Below are 19,949 nucleotides of genomic sequence, written 5' to 3'. Positions count from 1 at the left end.
CAACCACCAGATGAGTTTTGCATTCGGCATCGGCATCGGCACCCAGAACAATCAGGGCGAGTGGCTGGAGGTTTACTACCAGCAGCCGATCCTGACACCCGACAAGGCGCTGATCGATGTGGTTGAGAGCACCCTGGACTATCAGGGCGGCAACCAGGCCATCGCCGCCGCGCCGGAACAGCTGAAGGCTCTGGCCAACGCCCTGCGCCAGGTCGGTCAGGTCAGCCAGGCCAACCTGGCGGAAAAGGCCGCCACCAGTGCCCGCCCGGTGGTGGTCACGGTGCTGGCGAGCGATGATGCCGCCTCCAGCACCCCCGAAGTCTATCTCAAGCTGCACCTGCTCTCGCACCGGCTGGTCAAGCCCCATGGCGTCCGGCTGGACGGCATCTTCGGCCTGCTGCCGAACGTCGCCTGGACCAGCGAAGGCGCCATTGACCTCAACGAGCTGCCGGAACGCCAGCTCAAGGCCCGTCTCGAAGGCCGCACCCTGGAAGTGAAATCTGTGGACAAGTTCCCGCAAATGACCGACTACGTGGTGCCCAAGGGCGTGCGTATCGCCGATACCGCCCGGGTACGGTTGGGTGCCTATGTGGGTGAAGGCACCACCGTCATGCACGAAGGCTTCATCAACTTCAACGCCGGCACCGAGGGAACCTCCATGGTCGAGGGCCGGATCTCGGCCGGCGTAGTGATCGGCAACGGATCCGACCTGGGCGGCGGCTGTTCCACCATGGGGACCCTGTCCGGGGGCGGCAACATCATCATTTCCGTGGGCGAGAACTGTCTGCTGGGCGCCAACTCCGGCATCGGCATTCCCCTCGGCGACCGTTGCACGGTCGAGGCCGGCCTGTACATCACCGCCGGCACCAAGGTGGCCCTGCTGGACGACAACAACCAGCGGGTGGAGGTGATCAAGGCCCGGGACCTGGCCGGCAAGTCTGACCTGCTGTTCCGCCGCAACAGCCAGACCGGCGCCGTGGAATGCAAAACCAACAAAACCGCCATCGAACTGAACGAAGAACTCCATGCCAACAACTGATTCCGCCACCCTTGAGCTGGCTATCGAACTGATCCGCCGGCGCTCCGTCACTCCGGACGACGCCGGCTGCCAGGCACTGATGATGTCGCGGCTGGCGCCCCTGGGCTTCCGGGGCGAATCCCTGCGCTTCGGCGAGACCGACAACCTGTGGGCTCGCCGGGGCTCGGATGGTCCGGTGCTCGCCTTTGCCGGCCATACCGATGTAGTCCCCCCCGGGCCGGAGCAAAACTGGACGCACCCACCGTTCGATCCGGTGGTCCGGGACGGCTACCTGTACGGCCGGGGCGCCGCGGACATGAAAGGCAGCCTGGCGGCTTTCGTCACCGCCTGCGAGCGTTTTGTCCGGAATCACCCCGGGCACCGGGGCTCCATCGCGCTGCTGATCACCAGCGACGAGGAAGGCCCGGCTCAGGACGGCACGGTCAAGGTGGTGGAGACGCTGGAGGCCCGCAACGAGAAAATCGACTGGTGTCTGATCGGGGAACCGTCCAGCAGCCACGAAGTCGGAGACGTCATCAAGAACGGCCGGCGCGGCTCCCTGCATGGCTATCTCACGGTGCATGGCGTTCAGGGTCACGTCGCCTACCCGCATCTGGCGGAAAACCCGGTGCACAGGGTGGCACCGGCGCTGGATGCCCTGGCCCGGGAATTCTGGGATAACGGCAACGACTTCTTTCCGCCGACCACCTTCCAGATCACCCGGGTCGAGGCCGGCACCGGCAGCAACATCATTCCCGGCGAGTGCCTGGTCCATTTCAACTTCCGCTACTGCACGGAAAACACGGCGGAGAGCCTGGAGGAACGGGTCGTGGCCATCCTGGACCGGTTCGACCTCAAGTACGACCTGCAATGGCACCTGAGCGGCCGGCCCTTCCTGACCGACAGGGGCGCGCTGGTCTCGGCGACCCAGGACGCCATCCGCACCGTTACCGGCCGGGAGACTCAGCTGTCTACCTCCGGCGGCACCTCGGATGGCCGTTTCATCGCCCCGACGGGGGCACAGGTGGTGGAACTTGGCCCGGTCAACGCCACCATCCACAAGATCGACGAATGCGTGAAAGTGGACGACCTGGAGACCCTCTCCCGGATCTACGAGCAGATCCTGGTGGAACTCCTGGCCTGATACCCGCGCGGCCCGGGCACCCTCCGGGCCGCGCCGTCACCGGTTCAGTAGTGCGGGGGCGGGGTTTCCTCGTCCTCCCGGCGCACGTTCGAAGGCGCCAGTTCCTTGAGTTGCTTGTGCAGCAGCCTCTTCGCTTCCCACAGTTCCCGGATATCCAGTTCCTGCTTGGCCATCTGTTCGCTCAGGGCGTTGATCATGTCGTCCTGAAAGGCCAGCCGGGTCTCCAGCTCGGCCAGTCGTGCTTCAAGCTCATTCTGTGTCATGGGTTTGGTCAGTGCTCCGGGTAATCTGGTAGTATTCGCCTTTTATCCGCCAGGTTCCCCCGCGTTCGGGGGTTGGCGGACTCACCGGCCGGGTGCGTCATTTTACCTGATATCCGGCCCTGTATCGTCAGCCTCAATAAAATGGAGAAGTTCGAGTCAATGCGTAATCCCGTGAAAGCGATCCTTGTCGCCCTGCTGATCGCCATTCCCGCCCCGCTGGTTCTGGGTTTTCTGCTCACCGCCACCCCCGAGCCCCTGCGTCTGATCGCCGCCGGCGAGGTTATCGAAGCCCTGGGTAGCGACCGTGGCATCGCGGCCTACCTGATCACCCTGGTTCTGTTTGGTCTCGCCGGCTTTCTCGCCATTGCCCTGGTCGCGCGTCAGCCGGCCGGCCGCACGCACCGGCGCCGCAGCACGCCCACGCAACAGGATGCCGATGACGACGGTTACGACGAAAACGCCCCGGAAGGCAACGAGGAAGGCACCGTCAAATGGTTCAACGTCAAGAAAGGGTTCGGCTTTATCGTGCGCGAGAACGGTGACGAGGTGTTCGTCCACTTCCGTGCCATTCGTGGCCGTGGCCGCCGGGTACTGCGCCAGGGCCAGCTGGTGCGTTTCGACGTGGTGGAAGCGGACAAGGGCCTGCAGGCCGACAATGTGTCCATCCTGAGCGACTGAGGCGCATCCCCCCGGTATGAAAAAGGCAGCTCACGCTGCCTTTTTCAATTCCAGACCACCCGCTTTTCCCCCCGGCTGTCCAGACGCCACCAGGTTTCGTCCTCCACCGGGTCCCCTTCCTTCCAGTCCCCCGGACTGCACCGGATTTCGGTTTCCAGAGCACGCCAGGCACTGCGGGCACAGTCCAGGTCTGTCCGCCAGGGAAGGTGCTCCCCTTCCAGCACCAGCGAGGCGTAACGCTTGCCGAAGGCACCGGGATACAGACTGATCCTCAGCGGATGCCCCTGGTAACGGGCCTGCCCCTTCACAACCCCGGACAAATCCTGATCGTTCAGTTCCAGGGCATCCACATGGGCGCCCAGCCAGGCCGATACGGCTCCGGGTTGCACATCACGGATGTAGATCTCCAGGTCCTGCACTCGCGGATTCTCCCTGCTGTTGATGTTGGTGGCGCACATAGTGACCCGGGGGCGCCTCGGCTGCAAGCCATTGTTCCAGTTCCCGGTGCAGGTCCTCGGCCAGCAACCGCCGGAGGTTGCCCGCTCGCTCCCGAGCCTGCCAGTCGGCCAGCGCGAGCGCCCGCTTCCGCTCCAGTTCGACCCGGGAGGTTTCCAGCGCTTGTGTGCACTCCCGCCGGGCCAGTGCCACCAGAGCCTGCCGCTCCAGCGTGTCCTGCTGGCCCCGCAGCGCGACGGCACCCGCCGGTCCCCGGCGGGCCAGCAAATCCAGCCGGGCCGCGGCTCGACGCAGCCATTGCAGCAGGCCACCGGGGCTGGCGACCCGGGGGTCGCGGCAGGCGGCCGCATAAGCCAGAGCCGAGCCCGTGAGCTGGACGTTCCAGGCCTTTTCGATCAGCGGTTGGTGAGCAGTGACAATGGCCAAGCGCTGACGACGGCCACAGGGCACCATGTCCATCACACGCACCTCACGTCCCAGCCAGGACTCCAGGCTGCCGACCGCGCGCTCGTCGCCCCGGTCGGGCCCCAGCAGCAGGATCGGCCCGTGCCAGCCGGGCACCAACGCCGAGGCCAGGCCCGACGGAACCGCCAGCCGTGCCAGAAGGTCCGGCGGCGGCAGATTGTCCAGCACCAAAACCGGCCACGGCCGCTCCGCTCCCGCCGGCACCGCTGGCGACTCGGACGCCAGCACTTCCTGTTCCCGGCGCAGGTCCACCTCAACGCAATCCAGACCAATTACCTGGAGCAGATGCCGGAGCCAGCAGGACTTGCCGCTGCCGCGCTCGCCCCGGACCCAGACCAAGGCGTTCGCCGAAGCCGACAACGCGACCGAAACCTGATCGGCCAGCTCCGCCCAGCGGGTGTCGGCAATCACCACCGGTACGGCGGCATCCAGCCCAAGGTTGGCGGCGCGGGGTTCCAGCTGGCCGACGGGCCAGTCGGTCACCCGTTCCAGCACCGCCACGTAGGCCTTTGCCTGAAACCGGTCGGCGCCACGGACCAGAACCGCCAGCAGCTCCGGCCCCCCGAGCCAGGGCTGTGCGTGGATTTCCCGGGTCTGAGCCAGCCAGTCGGTCAGCTGGGAGGACAGGACACCGCCGTCCCCAACGCCGGTGATGATCGGCTGCTCGCACTGGATGGTCCGTACCAGTTCATCCAGGTCGACTCCCCGCCGTTTCAGGAACCGGGGCACGGTACCAACGGTCTCCAGCAGCGACAGGAGAAAATCCTCTATCGTTACCACGGCGCCGCCGCGCTGTTCCACTTGCCTGTGCGCATGCACCAGTGCCGTCTGGCACTCCGGTGTCAGGCATCCTTGCCAATCGTCCATGACATGATCTCCTTAAGGGTGGGTTTACCAGGTTCCGGTGTTCTCCATATTGGCCCAGGGCTCCCGGGGCGGCAGGGGGTCACCTTTTTGCAGCAGTTCGATGGAAATGTTGTCGGGGGTTCGCACGAAGGCCATATGGCCATCCCGGGGTGGCCGGTTGATGGTGACGCCATTGGCCTGAAGCTTCTCGCAGAGAGCATAGATGTCGTCCACCCGGAACGCCAGATGGCCGAAATTGCGACCGCCGGTGTACTCCTCGGGATCCCAGTTGTAGGTCAGCTCAATCATCGGTGCCTTCTCTTCACGGGCCCGGACTTCATCCTCCGGCGCCGCCAGGAACACCAGGGTGAAACGCCCCGTTTCACTGCTCTTGCGGCTGATTTCGACCATTCCCAGCAGGTCGCAGAAAAAGTGCAGGCTCTCCTCCAGATTGCTGACGCGAATCATGGTATGCAGGTATTGCATGGTCTCTCCTCCAAGCGTGACTTTCGCGAAAACCGCGCCGATACAGAGTGGCAGTTTACGGTATTCTTCGTCTATGGACGCAAACCACGATACCCGCTTCCTTCTGGAACTGGACACCGCCTCCGTGCGCCACCTGGCGTGGCTGTGCAGCGCGCCACCGTTGCTGGAAAGCTCCCGGACCTTCCGGCCCCGGGACAGCCTGCCCGGGGACTATCGCCAACGGCTGCGGCACTGGGACACGGAGCTCACGGGGATGCCCGAGGCCCTGCAACCACCCTACCCCAGGCGGCTGGGCTTCTACGCGGAGCGGCTGTATGGCGTTTTGCTGAATGATCTCCTCGGCTGGCCGGTACTGCTGCACAACCAGCCCGTGCGCGACCATGGCCGAACCTTGGGGGAGCTGGACTTCGTGGTGCGTAATCTTCGGGAGGGCCGAATCGAACACCACGAGATCGCCATCAAGTATTACCTGGGCATCCGGGCACCGGACGGCGACTGCCGGTGGTACGGCCCCGACGCCCGCGACCGCCTGGACCTCAAGGTGGCGCGTTTGCTCAACCATCAGAGCCTGATGACCCATCGGCCCGAAACCCTTGACCTGCTCGCCCAGCACGGCATTGCCGGCCCTCTCACCTCGCGGCTGTTCATGCCGGGCTACCTGTTCTATCCAGGGGGAGCGCAAGCGGGGGTGACGCCACCGCCCTACGTGCCCGGCGATCATCTCCGTGGCCTCTGGCTGTACCACCGGGAGGCCGAAGCGACGGCGCTTCGGGATTGTGTCCCCCTGATCAAGCCCCACTGGATGGGGCCTTGGCGACAGGCCCAGGCGCCGGAGGCGTCGGCGGTACGGGCGGCACGGGCCCTGTGCTGCGAACGGCAGCGGCCGCAACTGTTCGCACGGCTGGCGTGGCGGCCCGAGCTCGGCGCCTGGACGGAGGTCGAACGGCTGTTCGTGGTGCCCGACGGCTGGCCGGAGCTGCCCGGGCGCTAAAGACGCGCCCTAGGCCCGGTTCGACAACCAGACACACTGGTAGGGCTTGAGGGTGATGGAGCCGGCAAGATCCTCGATCGCCAGACCGGAAATCAGATCGACCCAGTGGTCGGTGCCGATCAGGTTGATGTCGCTCAGGGCGATTTCCTGCAATTCGCTGCTGATGTTGTGAATGCAGAAAATCGACTGGTCGCGGCGCATGCTCTGGCGCCAGAAGCCGAAGATTTGCAACCCCAGGTGCAGGGTGAACTGGGTGGCGTTGGGGTGGAAGGCCGGCTGACGCCGGCGGATCGCAATCAGCCGCTTGAGTTCGCTGAACGCCTTGCTGTGGTGGCTGAGAGGGTCCGCCAGCGTTTCCTTCAGGGTATCAAGCTGCCACTGGCTGCGGTTGATGGAGCGCAGCCGTCCGGTGTTTTCCATGCGCTCATAGTCGTTCTCGGTGGCCAGCAGGCTGTGGATGTAGAACGCCGGAATGCCCTCCAGCGCCAGCATGATGGTGTGGGCACACAGGAAGCGTGACAGCTGCCAGTGGTCGGCGCCGCCCTCGGCGGTGCCCTTCAGGGCATCGTACAGGGCGATGTTGATCTCGTAGGGCTGATCCCGGCCATCGGCGGCCCGGCGGTAGGACACCTTGCCTCCGAACGACTCCATGGTGTTGATCAGCCGCTGCTTTTCGGCATCGTCCAGCAGACCGTCCGTGGGTCGCAGCCCGACCCCGTCGTGTGAGGCGATGAAGTTCAGATAGGTGGTGCCCATCTGCGCCGGCGGCATGCTCATCAGCCAGGTTTTCAGATGACGGCAGTTGCCGGTAACCAGGGTGTTGATCAACAGCGGCGGCAACGAAAAGTTATAGATGATGTGCGCTTCGTTGGCGTTGCCGAAATAGGTCAGGTTCTCCCGGTTGGGAACGTTGGTCTCGGTGATAATCACCGACTCCGGGGTGTGATGCTCGATCAGCAACCGCAGGATCTTGATCAGCTCATGGGTCTGCTGGAGGTGGATGCAAGGGGTCCCCGGCTCCTTCCACAGAAACGCCACGGCGTCCAGCCGAAACAGCCGGACGCCGTGTTCCAGATAGCTCCGGATGATGCCCGCGAATTCGATCAGCACCTGGGGATTGGCAAAATTGAGGTCCACTTGGTCCTCGCTGAAGGTACACCAGACATAACGCTCACCGTCCTCGGTCTGCACCGGATTGAGCAGCGGCGAGGTCCGGGGCCGCACCACGGCACTGAGGTCATCCTTGGGGCTGGCTTCAAAAAAGTAATCCTTGCCCGGGTCCACGCGCTTGCGGAAGTTTTCAAACCAGCGGCTGCGGGCAGACATATGATTGATCACCAGGTCCGCCATCAGTTTGAAGTCTCCGGCGATGCGTTCGATATCCTCCCAGGTGCCGTGGGACTCGTTGACCGCCAGGTAGTCCATGACCGCGAAACCGTCGTCGGAGCTGTAGGGGAAGAACGGCAGAATGTGCACCGCGGAGATAACGTCCCGCAGGTGTTCGTCGAGAAAGCGGTGCAACGTCACCAGGGGCTTTTCGCCTTCCTGGCGGAGGGTGTCGGCGTAGGTGATCAGCACCACGTCCGACTCGTCCCAGTTGTTCTGGTGCGGCGGCGGTGGCGCCTGGTTAGGCGCCAGTCCCATGGTCTTGAGCAACTGCTCGGCCAGGAAGTCGCAATCCAGGGCCGGGTACACCACTTCCAGCATACCCGCCAGCTTCACCTTCAGGGGTGCGGTCACGGGCGATACTCCTCGTTATCCAGCTCCACCGCCTCCATCAGTTGTTCCTTGATGTCCGGGATGGCGCTGGTGACACGGTTCCAACTGGGAATGAACGGGGTGTCCATGGGGTTGTCGAGAAAGTAGGCGCCGGCCCGCATCACATTCTGGGCAAACAGTTCGACGGCTTTCTCCTCCTTGTGCCGGTCGAAGGTCAGGCCGTTCATCACCGCATCGTTCTGATAGGTTTCCACAAAATCCAGCGCGATTCGGAAATAGGTCGCCTTGATGGTCCGAAACTTCTCGTTGGAAAAAATTTCGCCGTTGGTGGCCAGTTTCCGGAACAGCGCCTTGGCGATGTCCATGCTCATCTTGGACAGACCACGGCTGGAGTCCTCCGGCGACAGCTCCTGGTGCTTGTGGTCGTAGGTGTCGGCAATGTCCACCTGGCACAAGCGGTTGGTGGCGTAGTTACGTTTCATTTCCGACAGCACACCGATCTCCAGCCCCCAATCGCTGGGAATGCGCAGGTCATTGATCACATCGGTCCGGAATGAAAACTCGCCGGCCAGGGGGTAGCGATAGCTGTCGAGGTAGTCGAGGAAATCGTTCGGCCCGCACACCTTCTTCAAGGCCCGGATCAGTGGGGTGACCAGCAGCCGGCTGACCCGGCCATTCATCTTGGCGTCGGCCACCCGGGCGTAGTAGCCCTTGCAGAACATATAGTTGAACCCGGGGTTGGCCACCGGGTAAATCAGCCGGGCCAGAAGATCCCGGGAATAGGTCAGGATGTCACAATCGTGCAGCGCCACCGACTTGCTGATCCCGGACGCCAGTACATAGCCGAAGCAATACCAGACGTTGCGCCCCTTGCCCATCTCCGTGGGCGCCAGCCCCTGTTCACGCAGCTTGAGGTCCAGGGCCCGCAAACGTGGGCCGTCGTTCCAGAGCACCTTGAAATCCTGTGGCAGCTCGGCGAAATAAGCCATGGCGTGGCGGTACTGCGCCTCATTGGCCCGGTCCAGGCCAATCACCACCTGGTCCAGATAGGGCACCTTGGCCAGCTCGGACACGATGTTCTTCAGTGCGGGGCCTTCCAGCTCCGAAAACAGGGATGGCAGCACCAGGGACATGGGGCGGGCCTTGCGAAACTGCATCAGCTCGGCCTCGATGTCCTCCACCGGACGGCGGACCAGGTTGTGCAGGGTGGTGATGATGCCATTCTGGTAAAAGTCGCCCATGGCGGCTCTCCTCTTCAGTACCCGTACTCAAACAGCAGGTTGAGCACACAGTCGTTCCAGCCCTCGGGACCGGGTCGGAGGGAGCGCACCGGGTGGCTGGACGAAGGCAGCTGCACTTCGTCGCTGTTGACGCCACGGATCACCACCGCGATATCGGCCGACTCCAACAACCGCTGGTCATTGGGACTGTCGCCCAGGGCAATCGCGACCAGTTCCTCGCCCGTGTAGCGCTCCTGATATTTCCTCAGCAAAAACCGGGCCCCATCGGCCTTGTCGAACACGCCCATGGCGTGCCAGAAGCGCCCGCCCTTGACCAGCCGCAGCTTCTCCCCTGCCAGCCGCGCCTGAAACTGCTCCAGCTCGTCGTCGCTGCCCAGCCACAGCAGCGGCTCGGTGCCGTACCGCTGTTTCGCCCTGGAGGCGGCGGCGATGTCCAGCCCGGTCTCGTCCGCCAGCTCCTCCGCAGTCATGTCCTCGAAGCCCCGAAAGCGTGCACCAGCGGCGCGCAGCCGGTTCAGCACCGACAGCACCACGGTCCGGGATGCCCCAAAATTAATCACCTGCTCGCGGCTGTCCGCAAAAGTGTTGGCGGGAATCACCACCGCTGCCCCATTCTCGACGATGTACGGATCCCGGTTGTCCAGCTCGTTCCGCAGTACCTGAATCTCTGCTGCAGTCTTGCTGGAGTTGAGGATCAGGGGGATGCCCGCCTGCCGGATGCGGGCCAGCGCTGGTCGGGCGGGTTCCCAGGTGTAGGTATGATGATCGAGCAGGGTGCCATCGAGGTCGGTGAAAAGAATCAGCTTGGGTCTGGACATGGTGCCTTCTTGCGTTGCGAGGTTATTCGGTGGCCGGAGGCGGGCGGAAGCGGGGTTCGGACAGGCTGTGATCCGGCGCCACCTCGATCAGGACATCGGCCCGGTCCGGCAGGTCCCGGAGGCAGTGTTCGGTGGTCCGCTGGTAGTGCATGATGAAACGCGCCACCGCCTGATCCGACATGATGCGTGACGGCGGCGCGCCGGCGGCATCGTTGCCCGATTCTGGTGCAGAGCCAACCTTCTCCGCCAACTTGTGCTCCTGAAGGGTGCGCCACTCCCGGACACAGGCCAGCGAAGGGGCCTTCAGCATCACCAGGGTGTCCAGCCGCTCGAACAGTTCCCGGTACGGGCCCTTGAGGCAGTCATTGACATAGCGGCGCCAAGCGCCGTCGGCGTCCTCTTCCGCCTCCAGCGCATTCACCGGCCGGGCCAAGTCCGCGTCCGGCTCCGGTCGGGCGGCGACACACCAGCCCTCGAACAGAATCACCTGTGCCGGCCCCTCGAAGACCGGCCACTGGTCATCGGGAGCCCGGTCGTCCCGGGCCTTGTCAAACGACGGAATCGACGTGGTCTGCCCGGGCTTGGCGCTGACCAGCGCGTCCATCAGGCGCAGCCCCAGGGCCACATCGTGAGTGCCCGGTACCCCACGGGTCAGCAACAGGGGATGGACGGTGTCGGCCAGGGTTTGCCGCTCGGCCCGGGTCAGGTACAGGTCATCCAGTGAGAATGCGGCGGCCCTTAGATGAAAGTGATGGTCCAACAGCTGCTTCAGGAACAGCGTCAGGGTCGATTTTCCGGTTCCCTGGGCACCGTGGATCCCCACCACCACCGGGCGCCCGAGACGTTCGTGCAGGGCCTGGATGTATCGGGCCAGGGGCAGGATGGTCGTCGCCACCGTGCGGTGATAGCCCGGCGGCAACCCTTCCTGCTGGATCAGAGTTTCGACAAGCGTTTGCAAGGCGGTGTCGGACACTGGCAAAGTTCCCATGAAGCGTCGCATGATGAAATGGGTGCAGCAGAATCTGTACCAATTGGGAGTATAGGCCGATATGAGCACTGCCGAGGTTCGCATCGAACACCGCTATCTGGAGCTGCCGGACAGTTTTTACACCCGGGTCCAGCCAACCCCGCTGACCGGAGCCCGCATGGCGGTGTTCAACCACGAGCTGGCGGCGGAGATGGGCGTGCACACCCGCTCCGCCGATGACTGGACCGGCATCGGCGCCGGCACCGAACTGCTTGAGGGCATGGACCCGGTGGCCATGAAGTACACCGGGCACCAGTTCGGCGTCTACAACCCGGAGTTGGGCGATGGCCGCGGCCTGTTGCTGTGGGAGACGGTCGGACCGGACGGGCGCCGCTGGGACTGGCACCTCAAAGGCGCCGGCCCCACCCCTTATTCCCGCTTCGGCGACGGCCGGGCGGTACTGCGCTCCAGCATCCGCGAGTATCTGTGCAGCGAAGCCATGCACCACCTGGGCATCGCCACCACCCGAGCGCTGTTCCTGGTCAGTGCCCGGGACCCGGTGCGCCGGGAGTCCATCGAAACCGCAGCCACCCTGATGCGGGTGGCCCAGAGCCACATCCGCTTCGGGCATTTCGAATTCGCCGCACATCACGAGGGGCCCGAGGCCGTCCGGACGTTGCTGGAACACGTCATTGCCCTGCACTTCCCGCACCTGATCCCGCTGCCCGAGCACGAGCGACACCGGGAATGGTTCCGTGAGGTGGTGAGCCGGACCGGCCGCCTGATCGCCGACTGGCAGGCCGTCGGTTTCTGCCACGGGGTGATGAACAGCGACAACATGTCCATCATCGGCGACACCTTCGACTACGGCCCCTACGCCTTCCTGGACGATTTCGACGCCGGCTACATCTGCAACCATTCCGACCAGGGTGGCCGCTACGCCTACAACCGCCAGCCCCACATCGGCTTCGTCAACTGTCAGTATCTGGCCAATGCGCTCCTGCCGATCATGGACGAGGACAGCGTCCGCCAGGGCCTGCGGGACTACGAACAGGCGTACAACCGCCGTTTCCTAGAGAATATGAGGCACAAACTGGGCCTGGCGGACGCCGACGACAGCGACCTGGGGCTGATCATGGACACCTTCAGCCTGCTGCATGAGCAGCGTGTGGACTACACCCTGTTCTTCCGGGGCCTGTCCCACCTGCACAGCCGTGGCGTGGCTCCGGTCCGGGACCTGTTCGTGGACCGGAGTGCCTTCGACGAGTGGCTCAACCGATATCAGGAACGCCTGACCCGGGAAACCCGCGCCCACGACGAGCGGGAGCACGCCATGCGCCGGGTCAATCCGAAATACATCCTGCGCAACTATCTGGCCCAGCAGGTCATCGTCGAAGCCCAGAGCGGCGATTTCGGGCCGATGAAGACACTGCTTCGCGTCCTGAGCCGGCCGTTCGACGAACAACCGGAATTCGAGGCCTACGCGGCGCCCCCCCCGGATTGGGGCAAGCACCTGAACATCAGCTGTTCGTCCTGATCCAGGCAAACAAAAGCGGAGCCCGAAGGCTCCGCCCTGCGCCGGAGAACACCGCAAGGGCGCCGGTCAGACCGCCTTGGCGGCAATGATTTTCTCGTGCCACTCCACCGGACCGGTCTGGTGCACGGAACTGCCGCGGGAATCCACGGCCACGGTCACCGGCATGTCTTCCACCTCGAACTCGTAGATGGCTTCCATCCCCAGTTCCGGGAAGGCCACGACCTTGGCTTCCTTGATGGCCTTGGACACCAGATAGGCGGCTCCACCCACAGCCATCAGGTATACCGCGCCGAATTCCTTGATGGCGTCGATCGCCACCTGGCCCCGTTCGGCCTTGCCGATCATGCCGGTCAAGCCGGTCTTCTCCAACATGGTCCGGGTAAACTTGTCCATCCGGGTGGCGGTGGTGGGGCCAGCCGGACCCACCACCTCGTCGCGCACCGGATCGACCGGGCCCACGTAGTAGATGAAGCGCCCTTTCAGGTCCACCGGCAGCGGCTCGCCATTGGCGATCATGTCCACCATTTTCTTGTGGGCGGCGTCGCGTCCGGTCAGCATCTTGCCGGACAGCAGGATGGTTTCTCCGGGTTTCCAGTCCTTCACGTCTTCCGGCGTGACGGTATCCAGATTGACCCGGCGCACATTCTCGCCCACCTCCCAGGTGATTTCGGGCCAGTCATCCAGGCTCGGCGGCGTCTGCAGTGCCGGGCCGGAGCCGTCCAGCACGAAGTGGGCATGCCGGGTGGCGGCACAGTTGGGGATGATCGCCACCGGCTTGTTGGCGGCGTGGGTCGGATAGTCCTTGACCTTCACGTCCAGCACCGTGGTCAGCCCCCCCAGGCCCTGGGCGCCGATGCCCAGTTCGTTGACCTTTTCATACAGTTCCAGACGCAGTTCCTCAGCCCGGTTGGAAGGCCCGCGCGCCTTCAGTTCGTGGATGTCGATCGGCTCCAGCAAGGCTTCCTTGGCCAGCTCCATCGCCTTCTCGGCGGTACCGCCGATACCGATGCCGAGCATCCCGGGCGGACACCAGCCAGCCCCCATCTGCGGCACCATCTTCAGCACCCAGTCCACCACCGAGTCGGAGGGGTTGAGCATGGCAAACTTGGATTTCGCCTCGGAACCCCCCCCCTTGGCAGCCACGTGCACTTCCACCTTATCACCGGGCACCATCTTGTAGTGGATGATCGCGGGGGTGTTGTCCTTGGTGTTCTGGCGCTTGCCGTCTGGATCAGCCAGGACGGAGGCCCGCAGCACATTGTCCGGATGGGTGTAGGCCCGGCGAACCCCTTCGTTGATGACGTCGTCCAGCGGCATGTCACACTCGAACTTCACGTCCATGCCGATGTTTACGAATACCGTCACAATGCCGGTGTCCTGACAGATCGGGCGGTGCCCCTGGGCACACATACGCGAGTTGATCAGGATCTGGGCCATGGCATCCTTCGCCGCCTGGGACTCTTCCTTTTGGTAGGCCTCGTACACAGCCTGGATAAAGTCCTTGGGGTGGTAGTAGGAAATGAACTGCAGCGCGTCCGCGATGCTTTCAATCAGGTCATCCTGGCGGATTACGGTGGTCATAGGCGCCTCATCAGCTTGTGTCGTTATCGTCACGTCAAAACGGGTTCAACGAATGTGAACAAAAAGTGGCGAGAGTTTACCAGAAAATCGCAACCGCGAGTGATGAGACGGAAGGCGAAGGGGCTATCAGGCCGCTCGGGAAAAACTATCGGAAACCTCGGCTCCGGCCCATTGTCGGCTCGACAAAGCCAGGACAGCCATCTATTTTTCACAGAGGCCGACACCCCCGTGCCAGGCGGTTGGAAACGCCAGAATCACACTTTCGGCTGATCAACACTTGCCGGACTGCCGCTATAGTCAAAACTACGAAATTGGCTCAAAGCGCTGGCCAGAATTTCAGAAGAACATAACGACACAACAACAGGAAAAGGTTCCACCCATGTTCAGGAAAACTCTAATAAGTCTTGCCGTGGCGTCTTCCCTTGGACTGACAGGCTGTCTTGACAGCGGTGACACCGGGGCCAATGCCAACCCCGACTACCCGATCTCCAACCCCGACTACGAGGGCAAGACCTGGCCGCAGTTCAACCCCGTTACCGGGGAGCTGCCAATCCCGAACGATCTGATTTTCGACTCCGTGGCTGGAGACGGAACCTTCAGGGTCACGGATACGACCCCTCCCGTTACCACCGCCCTGAATGGCCTGAGCGGCGCCTCCACCGTGGCACCGCCGGTGGTGCGCTTCAATGGTCAGATTGATCCGGACAGCGTCGATGCCCGTGCCTTCATCATGAATCAGGGGGTACCGGTTCCCAACCCCAACCAGAACGTTTTCCTGATCGAGCTGGAGTACGCCAGTGGCGACCCGGTACGGGCACTCAGTGCCGGTGAGCCGCCCACCATTCCGCTGGCCGCGACCGCCCTCGCCGCGGCCGGAGGCGATACCAGCGCCGGAGCCGAACTGGCCGCCCTGGCCATGTCGCCGGCCTACGAGGCCGAAGTGGTGCAGCTGGATGGCCAGTCCGCCATCCGCATCAATCCGCTGAAGCCCCTCGACCCTCGGAAACGGTACGTTGTTGCCGTCACCAAGGAAGTCCTGGACATCAACGGCGACCCCATCGTCCAGTCCCCCAGCTACGCCAACCTCACCGATGAAGAGCTGCCGCTTGGCAGCGACAGCCTGGCTGCGGTACGCACGCTCATGAACAAACTGTGGGAGACGATCGCCGGCAACTACTTCCAGCTGACCAACAGCGCCCGGCCGGCCGAGAACGCGCTGACCGTGGATGACATTGCCCTGACCTACAGCTTCACCACCTCCAACGACGAGAAGGTCCTGCAATACATCGCCGAGCCGGCCGCCTGGTTCTCCGACCAGCTGACCACGTTCCTGCGCGCCTCCGCCGCCAAAAAGGTGACCGGTGCCGCCCAGTTCTACTCAGGAGCCACGCTGTCGCCCACCAGCTGGGATCTCAACGGCGACGGTTCAGTGACCGCAGCCGACTTCGACAGCAACGGCGACGATGCCGTCACACCCGTAGACTTCATGCTCGACGGTGATTCCAGCTTCGGCTATGGCGACACCAAGGTCGCCGCCGATGCGGCGGTTGCCAGTTTCCCCAGCACGGAGATCAGGGCCGCCCTCGCACCGGTTTTCGCCGCCGCACCGCCCTCCGGCTGTGACGGTCTGACCGGGCAGCCGGCCATTGACTGCGTTGGCTTCGCGCTTGCCAATACACCGTCGTCATCCGGCGGCTTCGCCGACCTGTTGCCGACCCCGAAACCCTGGGCCGTTAACCTTGACCTTGCCGCCACCAACGATGTCGCCCTGACCTCCGCCGTGGCGTCCCAAGTGGTCTCCGCCGGTTCCGTCAACATCGTCCAGGGCACCATCGAGCTGCCCTACTACCTGGGCGTCCCCAGTGGCAACAACGGGGCTCCGCTGGTCACCAACTCCTGGAACGCCGACAACACCCTGGCCTCGGCGCTGAACAGTGCCTTTGGCCCGCTCGGCCTCAGCATTCCCCAGGCGGACGCAAGCGTCAGTGACGTAGTGAACTATGTTTTCCCGTTCCCGGAACTGACCGAAACCGTCGACGTCCCGGTCCTGGTCCTGTACCCGTCCGACGGTGACGTCAGTGGCGGTACCGTGATCTACCAGCACGGCATCACCACCGACCGCAGCGCCGCCCTGACCTTCGGCAGCGCCCTGGCCGACGCGGCCCATGTCGCAGTGGTCGCCATCGACCAGCCGCTGCATGGGGTCACCCCCTTCTCCACCGCATTCCAGGACGCACTTGCGGGGCAGCTGCTGACAGCGGCAGGCCAGACCAACGACGAAACCACCCGGGCCGCGGTGATCAACGGTCAGCTGTCGCTGGGCGCGCTGCAACAGATCGACGCGGCCTGCTCAGCCATCACCGTGGATTTCGGCGACCCCGCCAGCATTCAGGCGGCCATCGACACGGTTCTGACCGGCGGCTGCGAAAGCGAAGTGCCCGGAGCGGCCGTCCAGCTGGGCGGTGCTATTTCCATCGAGAATACCGTGGCCAACGCGGGCAGTACGATTCCGGGCCTTGCCGCGACTGGGCATGAACGCCACTTTGGCTTCTATGCCAACGAAGCCAACCAGCCGGTGCCGATGGACTTCGATCCGGCGGTGGCCGCTGGAGAGGACGAGTCCGGCAGCTTGTTCATCAACCTGACCAACTTCCTGGCCGGCCGTGACAACCTGCGCCAGGGTGCGGTGGATTTGATGAACCTGCGAGCCAGCCTCGGGAACTTCGACCTGAACGGCAGCGGACTGACGCTGGACACCAGCAACGTCTACTTCATTGGCCATTCCCTCGGTACCATCAACGGCTCCCCGTTCGTGGCCGCCGTCAACCAGAACCAGATCAATCTGGGTATCCCTGGCGCTCCCAAGACCTCGGATGACATCGTCGCGGCCAACCTGCTGACCCCGGGTGGCGGTATCGTGCGACTGCTGGAAAACTCGCCCACCTTCGCGCCGGAAATCCTCGGAGGTCTGTCGGTTGCTGCGGGGCTGGAACAGGGCGATGCCAACCTGGAAACCTACTTCAACGTCTTCCAGGCGGCCCTGGACTCGGTGGACCCGATCAACTTCTCGGATAACCACCTGAACGGCGGCTCACCGGCACGCATTCTGCTGTCCGAAGTGATTGGCGATACCGTGATCCCGAACAGCGCCGAAGCCGGCAACACCCTGGGCAACGCCTTTGCCGCGCCACTGGCCGGCAGCGAACCGCTGGCGGCGACCCTCGGCGCCAGCAAAACCGGCGATGACGGCAACCTGCCTGCCATCACCCGCTACACCGCGGGCTCCCATGGCACGCCGGTGTCCATCGACACCCCGGACGTGTTCGCCGAAATGGTGACCGAAGCGGCGCTGATGATCGGCAACAGCGGCACCGCCACCTCAGTCGTCGACACATCAGTGGTCGAGAACTGAGCCTCGACAGCGGTCATCTCCCGCAAACCAAAGCCCTCGCCATGCGAGGGCTTTTTTATGACCCAATGGATCAGGCAAACCGGATCGGCACGCCAATCTGGCGTTGCCGGGTCCCATCCCCCCGGTCCACCTCGATCACCATGCCCCGGGCCTTCAGCTGGGGGTGCTCAGCGGCCTCGGAAACGGTCAGCACCGGCTCCACGCAGGCGTCCACATCCGCGAACACCGCCCGCCATTCATCCAGGGTCTGGGTCGCCACCCGCTCGGCTATCGCCGCTTTGAGCCGACGTTGCGCCGCCGGGTCCTGGTTCAGGGCCAGCGGTTTATGATCCGACAGCCCCAGAACCTCGCACAACCGTGCCGAGAACTGGGGCTCCAGGCTGCCGACGGAGAGCCAGCGCCCATCCCGAGTCTGGTAGTAATCGTAAAAGGAGCCGCCGTTGAGCAAGCCCCCCTCCGGTACCGGCTCAACGCCCCCCGCCAGGGCCGCCGCACCGGCCATGGCGTTCAGAGCAAAGGCGGCATCGGTCATGCTGATATCCACGAACGCCCCCTCGCCGGTTTGCTGGCGCCGGATCACCGCCGCCAGGATTCCCATGACCGCATGGTGGGAGCCGCCGGCCACATCCGCCACCTGGATTCCCAGCGGTGGTGGCCCACTGTCGGCCCGCCCGCAATGACTGGCAACACCGGACAGCGCCAGATAGTTGATGTCGTGGCCGGCCCGGAGTCGGTAGGGCCCGGTCTGGCCATAGCCGGTGATGGCGCAGTAGATCAGCCGAGGGTTGATCTGCCGCAGCGTTTTATAGCCGATGCCGAGTCGGTCCATGACACCCGGCCGGAACTGCTCGACAACGATGTCGTAATCCCGCACCAGCGCCTTCACCTCGGCTACCGCCTCCGGCGTTTTCAGGTTGAGGGTCAGGGTCCGCTTGCCCCGGGTCAGGTAGGAAAACGCAGTGCTGTGCGCGCCATCGAACGGCGGCATGACTTTGGTCAGATCAACCCGGTCCGGCGCTTCGATTCTCAATACCTCGGCGCCCAGGTCCGCCAACAGCAAGGTGGCATAGGGGCCGGGCAACAGAGTGCTGAAGTCGAGCACCTTCAGGGAGTGCAGGGGGCTTGGCATGGTCGTCTCCTTATGCCTGGTCGGGTCTGCCTCCATGCTGCCGTGTTTCCCCGGCCACGCCAACCACCGCCGGAATCAAGAGCATTGACCAAATCTTACAGGGCCATCCCGGATCACCCGGTTGCATTGTCCCGCCGGGTTCTTATGATGAACCCGTTGCCATGGAATCTAGAGCCCGATGTCCAACCTCACGGTTTCCCGACACTTTGTCCAGGCCGCGCTGACCGGCGCCGAGGCCCTGGGTTTCGATACCCGCGAGATGCTGCGGGCAGCCGGTATATCGCCGGACCTTCTGCGCATCGACATGGCCCGGGTCAGCAGTGACCAATTCAGCCGCCTGATGCAGGTGCTGTGGAACCGAACCGGTGACGAGTTCATGGGGATGGGGCCGCGTCGGGCCCGGACCGGCACCTTCGCCACCATGTGCGCGCTGGTCATCGCCTGCCCCAACTTGGAGGCGGTGTATCGCCAGGCCTACCAGTTTTCGCGCCTGTTCGAGCCCATGGTGGCGATGGAACTGGAGACCCAGGGCGAGAAGGCACGCCTGGTGCTCCGGATCGAAGGCGAGATCCGAGATCCGTGCTATTTCCTGCGGGAAAGTATTCTGGTGATCTGGCACCGGCTGGGCAGCTGGCTGATCGGGCAGCCGGTGGAGCTGGAACAGGCCCGGTTCCAGTACCCGCGGCCACCGCACGGGGATGAGTACCGGCACATTTTCCACTGCCCCCTGGCGTTCGAGGCCGGGGAGACCGCCCTGACCTTTGACAAGCGTTTTCTGTCGGCACCGGTGATCCGGGATCAGGCGGAAATGCGCCAGTTTCTCAAAACCTCACCGGCGGACCTGCTGTCACGTCCGGACGAAAGCAACACCTGGACCGGCAGGATCCGGGCCCTGATCGGGCGGGATTTTTCCAGGCCACTGCCGGACTTCGAGTGGATCGCCTCGGAGCTGCACATCAGCCCGCAAACACTGCGCCGCCGGCTGAAACGGGAAAACACCTCGTTTCAGGAGATCAAGGATCTGCTGAGGCGGGACTTGGCGATCTACTACCTAAGCCGCCAGGAGCTGGCCATCAACGACATCGCGGCGAAGGTCGGTTTTACCGAGCCCTCCACCTTTCACCGCGCATTCAAGAAATGGACCGGCGTCACCCCCGGGGCTTACCGCGAGGGTGACCGGGGCACGCTCAAGGGCTGA

17 protein-coding genes are annotated in these 19,949 nt (G+C 64.0%); 7 read left to right on the top strand and 10 right to left on the bottom strand.

Features of this window, described 5'->3' with window-relative positions; genetic code table 11:
• Positions 1-10 precede the first annotated feature (10 nt).
• The gene (dapD, locus tag BTO32_RS09240) at positions 11-1,039 is read left to right on the top strand and encodes a 2,3,4,5-tetrahydropyridine-2,6-dicarboxylate N-succinyltransferase (protein WP_076724347.1); all 1,029 of its coding nucleotides are present in this window, start codon (positions 11-13) and stop codon (positions 1,037-1,039) included.
• The gene (gene dapE / locus BTO32_RS09235; RefSeq protein WP_076724346.1) at positions 1,026-2,162 is read left to right on the top strand and encodes a succinyl-diaminopimelate desuccinylase; all 1,137 of its coding nucleotides are present in this window, start codon (positions 1,026-1,028) and stop codon (positions 2,160-2,162) included. The genes dapD and dapE overlap by 14 nt, the downstream gene beginning before the upstream one ends.
• 44 nt (positions 2,163-2,206) lie before the next feature.
• Here dapE and BTO32_RS09230 read toward each other — a convergent pair whose 3' ends face one another.
• Positions 2,207-2,425: a SlyX family protein gene (locus BTO32_RS09230; protein ID WP_076724345.1), complete on the bottom strand. Its 219-nt coding sequence runs from the start codon at positions 2,423-2,425 to the stop codon at positions 2,207-2,209.
• 159 nt (positions 2,426-2,584) lie between these two features.
• On the opposite strand from BTO32_RS09230, the gene BTO32_RS18195 reads away from it, so the two are divergent.
• Positions 2,585-3,103, top strand: coding sequence for a cold-shock protein (locus BTO32_RS18195; protein WP_076724344.1), 519 nt, complete (start codon positions 2,585-2,587; stop codon positions 3,101-3,103).
• 44 nt (positions 3,104-3,147) lie between these two features.
• Here the strand turns inward: BTO32_RS18195 and BTO32_RS09220 are convergent, their stop codons facing one another.
• Genes BTO32_RS09220 through BTO32_RS09210 form a run of 3 tightly spaced genes read right to left on the bottom strand, consistent with a single transcriptional unit; the run spans position 3,148 to position 5,356 of the window.
• A complete protein-coding gene (locus tag BTO32_RS09220; protein WP_076724343.1) occupies positions 3,148-3,522 on the bottom strand; it encodes a hypothetical protein in 375 nt (124 codons plus the stop codon).
• Entirely contained in the window at positions 3,494-4,891 is a 1,398-nt protein-coding gene (locus BTO32_RS09215) for a hypothetical protein (protein ID WP_076724342.1), read from the bottom strand. The genes BTO32_RS09220 and BTO32_RS09215 overlap by 29 nt, the downstream gene beginning before the upstream one ends.
• A 24-nt stretch (positions 4,892-4,915) precedes the next feature.
• Positions 4,916-5,356: a VOC family protein gene (locus BTO32_RS09210; RefSeq protein ID WP_076724341.1), complete on the bottom strand. Its 441-nt coding sequence runs from the start codon at positions 5,354-5,356 to the stop codon at positions 4,916-4,918.
• A 73-nt stretch (positions 5,357-5,429) separates the two neighbouring features.
• Between BTO32_RS09210 and BTO32_RS09205 the strand changes: the two genes are divergently transcribed.
• Complete coding sequence (locus tag BTO32_RS09205) at positions 5,430-6,347, top strand: DUF1853 family protein (protein ID WP_076724340.1); 918 nt, start codon at positions 5,430-5,432, stop codon at positions 6,345-6,347.
• Between the two features lie 9 nt (positions 6,348-6,356).
• On the opposite strand, the gene BTO32_RS09200 is transcribed toward BTO32_RS09205, so the two are convergent.
• Genes BTO32_RS09200 through BTO32_RS09185 form a run of 4 tightly spaced genes read right to left on the bottom strand, consistent with a single transcriptional unit; the run spans position 6,357 to position 11,098 of the window.
• A complete protein-coding gene (locus BTO32_RS09200; protein ID WP_076724339.1) occupies positions 6,357-8,087 on the bottom strand; it encodes an alpha-amylase family glycosyl hydrolase in 1,731 nt (576 codons plus the stop codon).
• Entirely contained in the window at positions 8,084-9,307 is a 1,224-nt protein-coding gene (locus BTO32_RS09195; protein ID WP_076724338.1) for a glycosyltransferase family protein, read from the bottom strand. Before BTO32_RS09195 ends, BTO32_RS09200 begins: the two co-directional genes overlap by 4 nt.
• A 14-nt stretch (positions 9,308-9,321) precedes the next feature.
• Complete coding sequence (locus BTO32_RS09190) at positions 9,322-10,125, bottom strand: HAD-IIB family hydrolase (protein WP_076724337.1); 804 nt, start codon at positions 10,123-10,125, stop codon at positions 9,322-9,324.
• A gap of 22 nt (positions 10,126-10,147) precedes the next feature.
• Positions 10,148-11,098: a hypothetical protein gene (locus BTO32_RS09185; protein ID WP_245820310.1), complete on the bottom strand. Its 951-nt coding sequence runs from the start codon at positions 11,096-11,098 to the stop codon at positions 10,148-10,150.
• 76 nt (positions 11,099-11,174) lie between these two features.
• On the opposite strand from BTO32_RS09185, the gene BTO32_RS09180 reads away from it, so the two are divergent.
• Positions 11,175-12,629, top strand: a complete 1,455-nt coding sequence (locus BTO32_RS09180) for a protein adenylyltransferase SelO (protein WP_076724335.1) — start codon at positions 11,175-11,177, stop codon at positions 12,627-12,629.
• 66 nt (positions 12,630-12,695) lie between these two features.
• Here the strand turns inward: BTO32_RS09180 and BTO32_RS09175 are convergent, their stop codons facing one another.
• The gene (locus tag BTO32_RS09175) at positions 12,696-14,210 is read right to left on the bottom strand and encodes a fumarate hydratase (RefSeq protein ID WP_076724334.1); all 1,515 of its coding nucleotides are present in this window, start codon (positions 14,208-14,210) and stop codon (positions 12,696-12,698) included.
• Between the two features lie 409 nt (positions 14,211-14,619).
• Between BTO32_RS09175 and BTO32_RS09170 the strand changes: the two genes are divergently transcribed.
• On the top strand, positions 14,620-17,622 hold the full coding sequence (locus BTO32_RS09170) for a hypothetical protein (protein ID WP_076724333.1): 3,003 nt from the start codon (positions 14,620-14,622) through the stop codon (positions 17,620-17,622).
• A 70-nt stretch (positions 17,623-17,692) separates the two neighbouring features.
• Here the strand turns inward: BTO32_RS09170 and BTO32_RS09165 are convergent, their stop codons facing one another.
• Entirely contained in the window at positions 17,693-18,751 is a 1,059-nt protein-coding gene (locus BTO32_RS09165; RefSeq protein WP_076724332.1) for a CaiB/BaiF CoA transferase family protein, read from the bottom strand.
• Between the two features lie 178 nt (positions 18,752-18,929).
• Here BTO32_RS09165 and BTO32_RS09160 point away from each other — a divergent pair, with 178 nt between their 5' ends.
• Positions 18,930-19,949, top strand: a complete 1,020-nt coding sequence (locus BTO32_RS09160; protein ID WP_076724331.1) for an AraC family transcriptional regulator — start codon at positions 18,930-18,932, stop codon at positions 19,947-19,949.

The sequence above is a fragment of the Marinobacter lutaoensis genome (assembly GCF_001981305.1).
In the GTDB taxonomy this organism is placed as follows: Bacteria; Pseudomonadota; Gammaproteobacteria; order Pseudomonadales; family Oleiphilaceae; genus Marinobacter; species Marinobacter lutaoensis.
Note: the sequence above shows the minus strand (reverse complement) of the source record. Positions and strands in the feature narration are given on the sequence as shown.

Excerpts from the sequence above, each read along its gene's own strand:
- dapD (WP_076724347.1), top strand. The coding sequence starts at position 11 with ATGAGTTTTGCATTCGGCATCGGCATCGGCACCCAGAACAATCAGGGC.
- dapE (WP_076724346.1), top strand. The coding sequence starts at position 1,026 with ATGCCAACAACTGATTCCGCCACCCTTGAGCTGGCTATCGAACTGATC.
- BTO32_RS09230 (WP_076724345.1), bottom strand. The coding sequence starts at position 2,425 with ATGACACAGAATGAGCTTGAAGCACGACTGGCCGAGCTGGAGACCCGG.
- BTO32_RS18195 (WP_076724344.1), top strand. The coding sequence starts at position 2,585 with ATGCGTAATCCCGTGAAAGCGATCCTTGTCGCCCTGCTGATCGCCATT.
- BTO32_RS09215 (WP_076724342.1), bottom strand. The coding sequence starts at position 4,891 with ATGGACGATTGGCAAGGATGCCTGACACCGGAGTGCCAGACGGCACTG.
- BTO32_RS09210 (WP_076724341.1), bottom strand. The coding sequence starts at position 5,356 with ATGCAATACCTGCATACCATGATTCGCGTCAGCAATCTGGAGGAGAGC.
- BTO32_RS09205 (WP_076724340.1), top strand. The coding sequence starts at position 5,430 with ATGGACGCAAACCACGATACCCGCTTCCTTCTGGAACTGGACACCGCC.
- BTO32_RS09195 (WP_076724338.1), bottom strand. The coding sequence starts at position 9,307 with ATGGGCGACTTTTACCAGAATGGCATCATCACCACCCTGCACAACCTG.
- BTO32_RS09190 (WP_076724337.1), bottom strand. The coding sequence starts at position 10,125 with ATGTCCAGACCCAAGCTGATTCTTTTCACCGACCTCGATGGCACCCTG.
- BTO32_RS09180 (WP_076724335.1), top strand. The coding sequence starts at position 11,175 with ATGAGCACTGCCGAGGTTCGCATCGAACACCGCTATCTGGAGCTGCCG.
- BTO32_RS09175 (WP_076724334.1), bottom strand. The coding sequence starts at position 14,210 with ATGACCACCGTAATCCGCCAGGATGACCTGATTGAAAGCATCGCGGAC.
- BTO32_RS09165 (WP_076724332.1), bottom strand. The coding sequence starts at position 18,751 with ATGCCAAGCCCCCTGCACTCCCTGAAGGTGCTCGACTTCAGCACTCTG.
- BTO32_RS09160 (WP_076724331.1), top strand. The coding sequence starts at position 18,930 with ATGTCCAACCTCACGGTTTCCCGACACTTTGTCCAGGCCGCGCTGACC.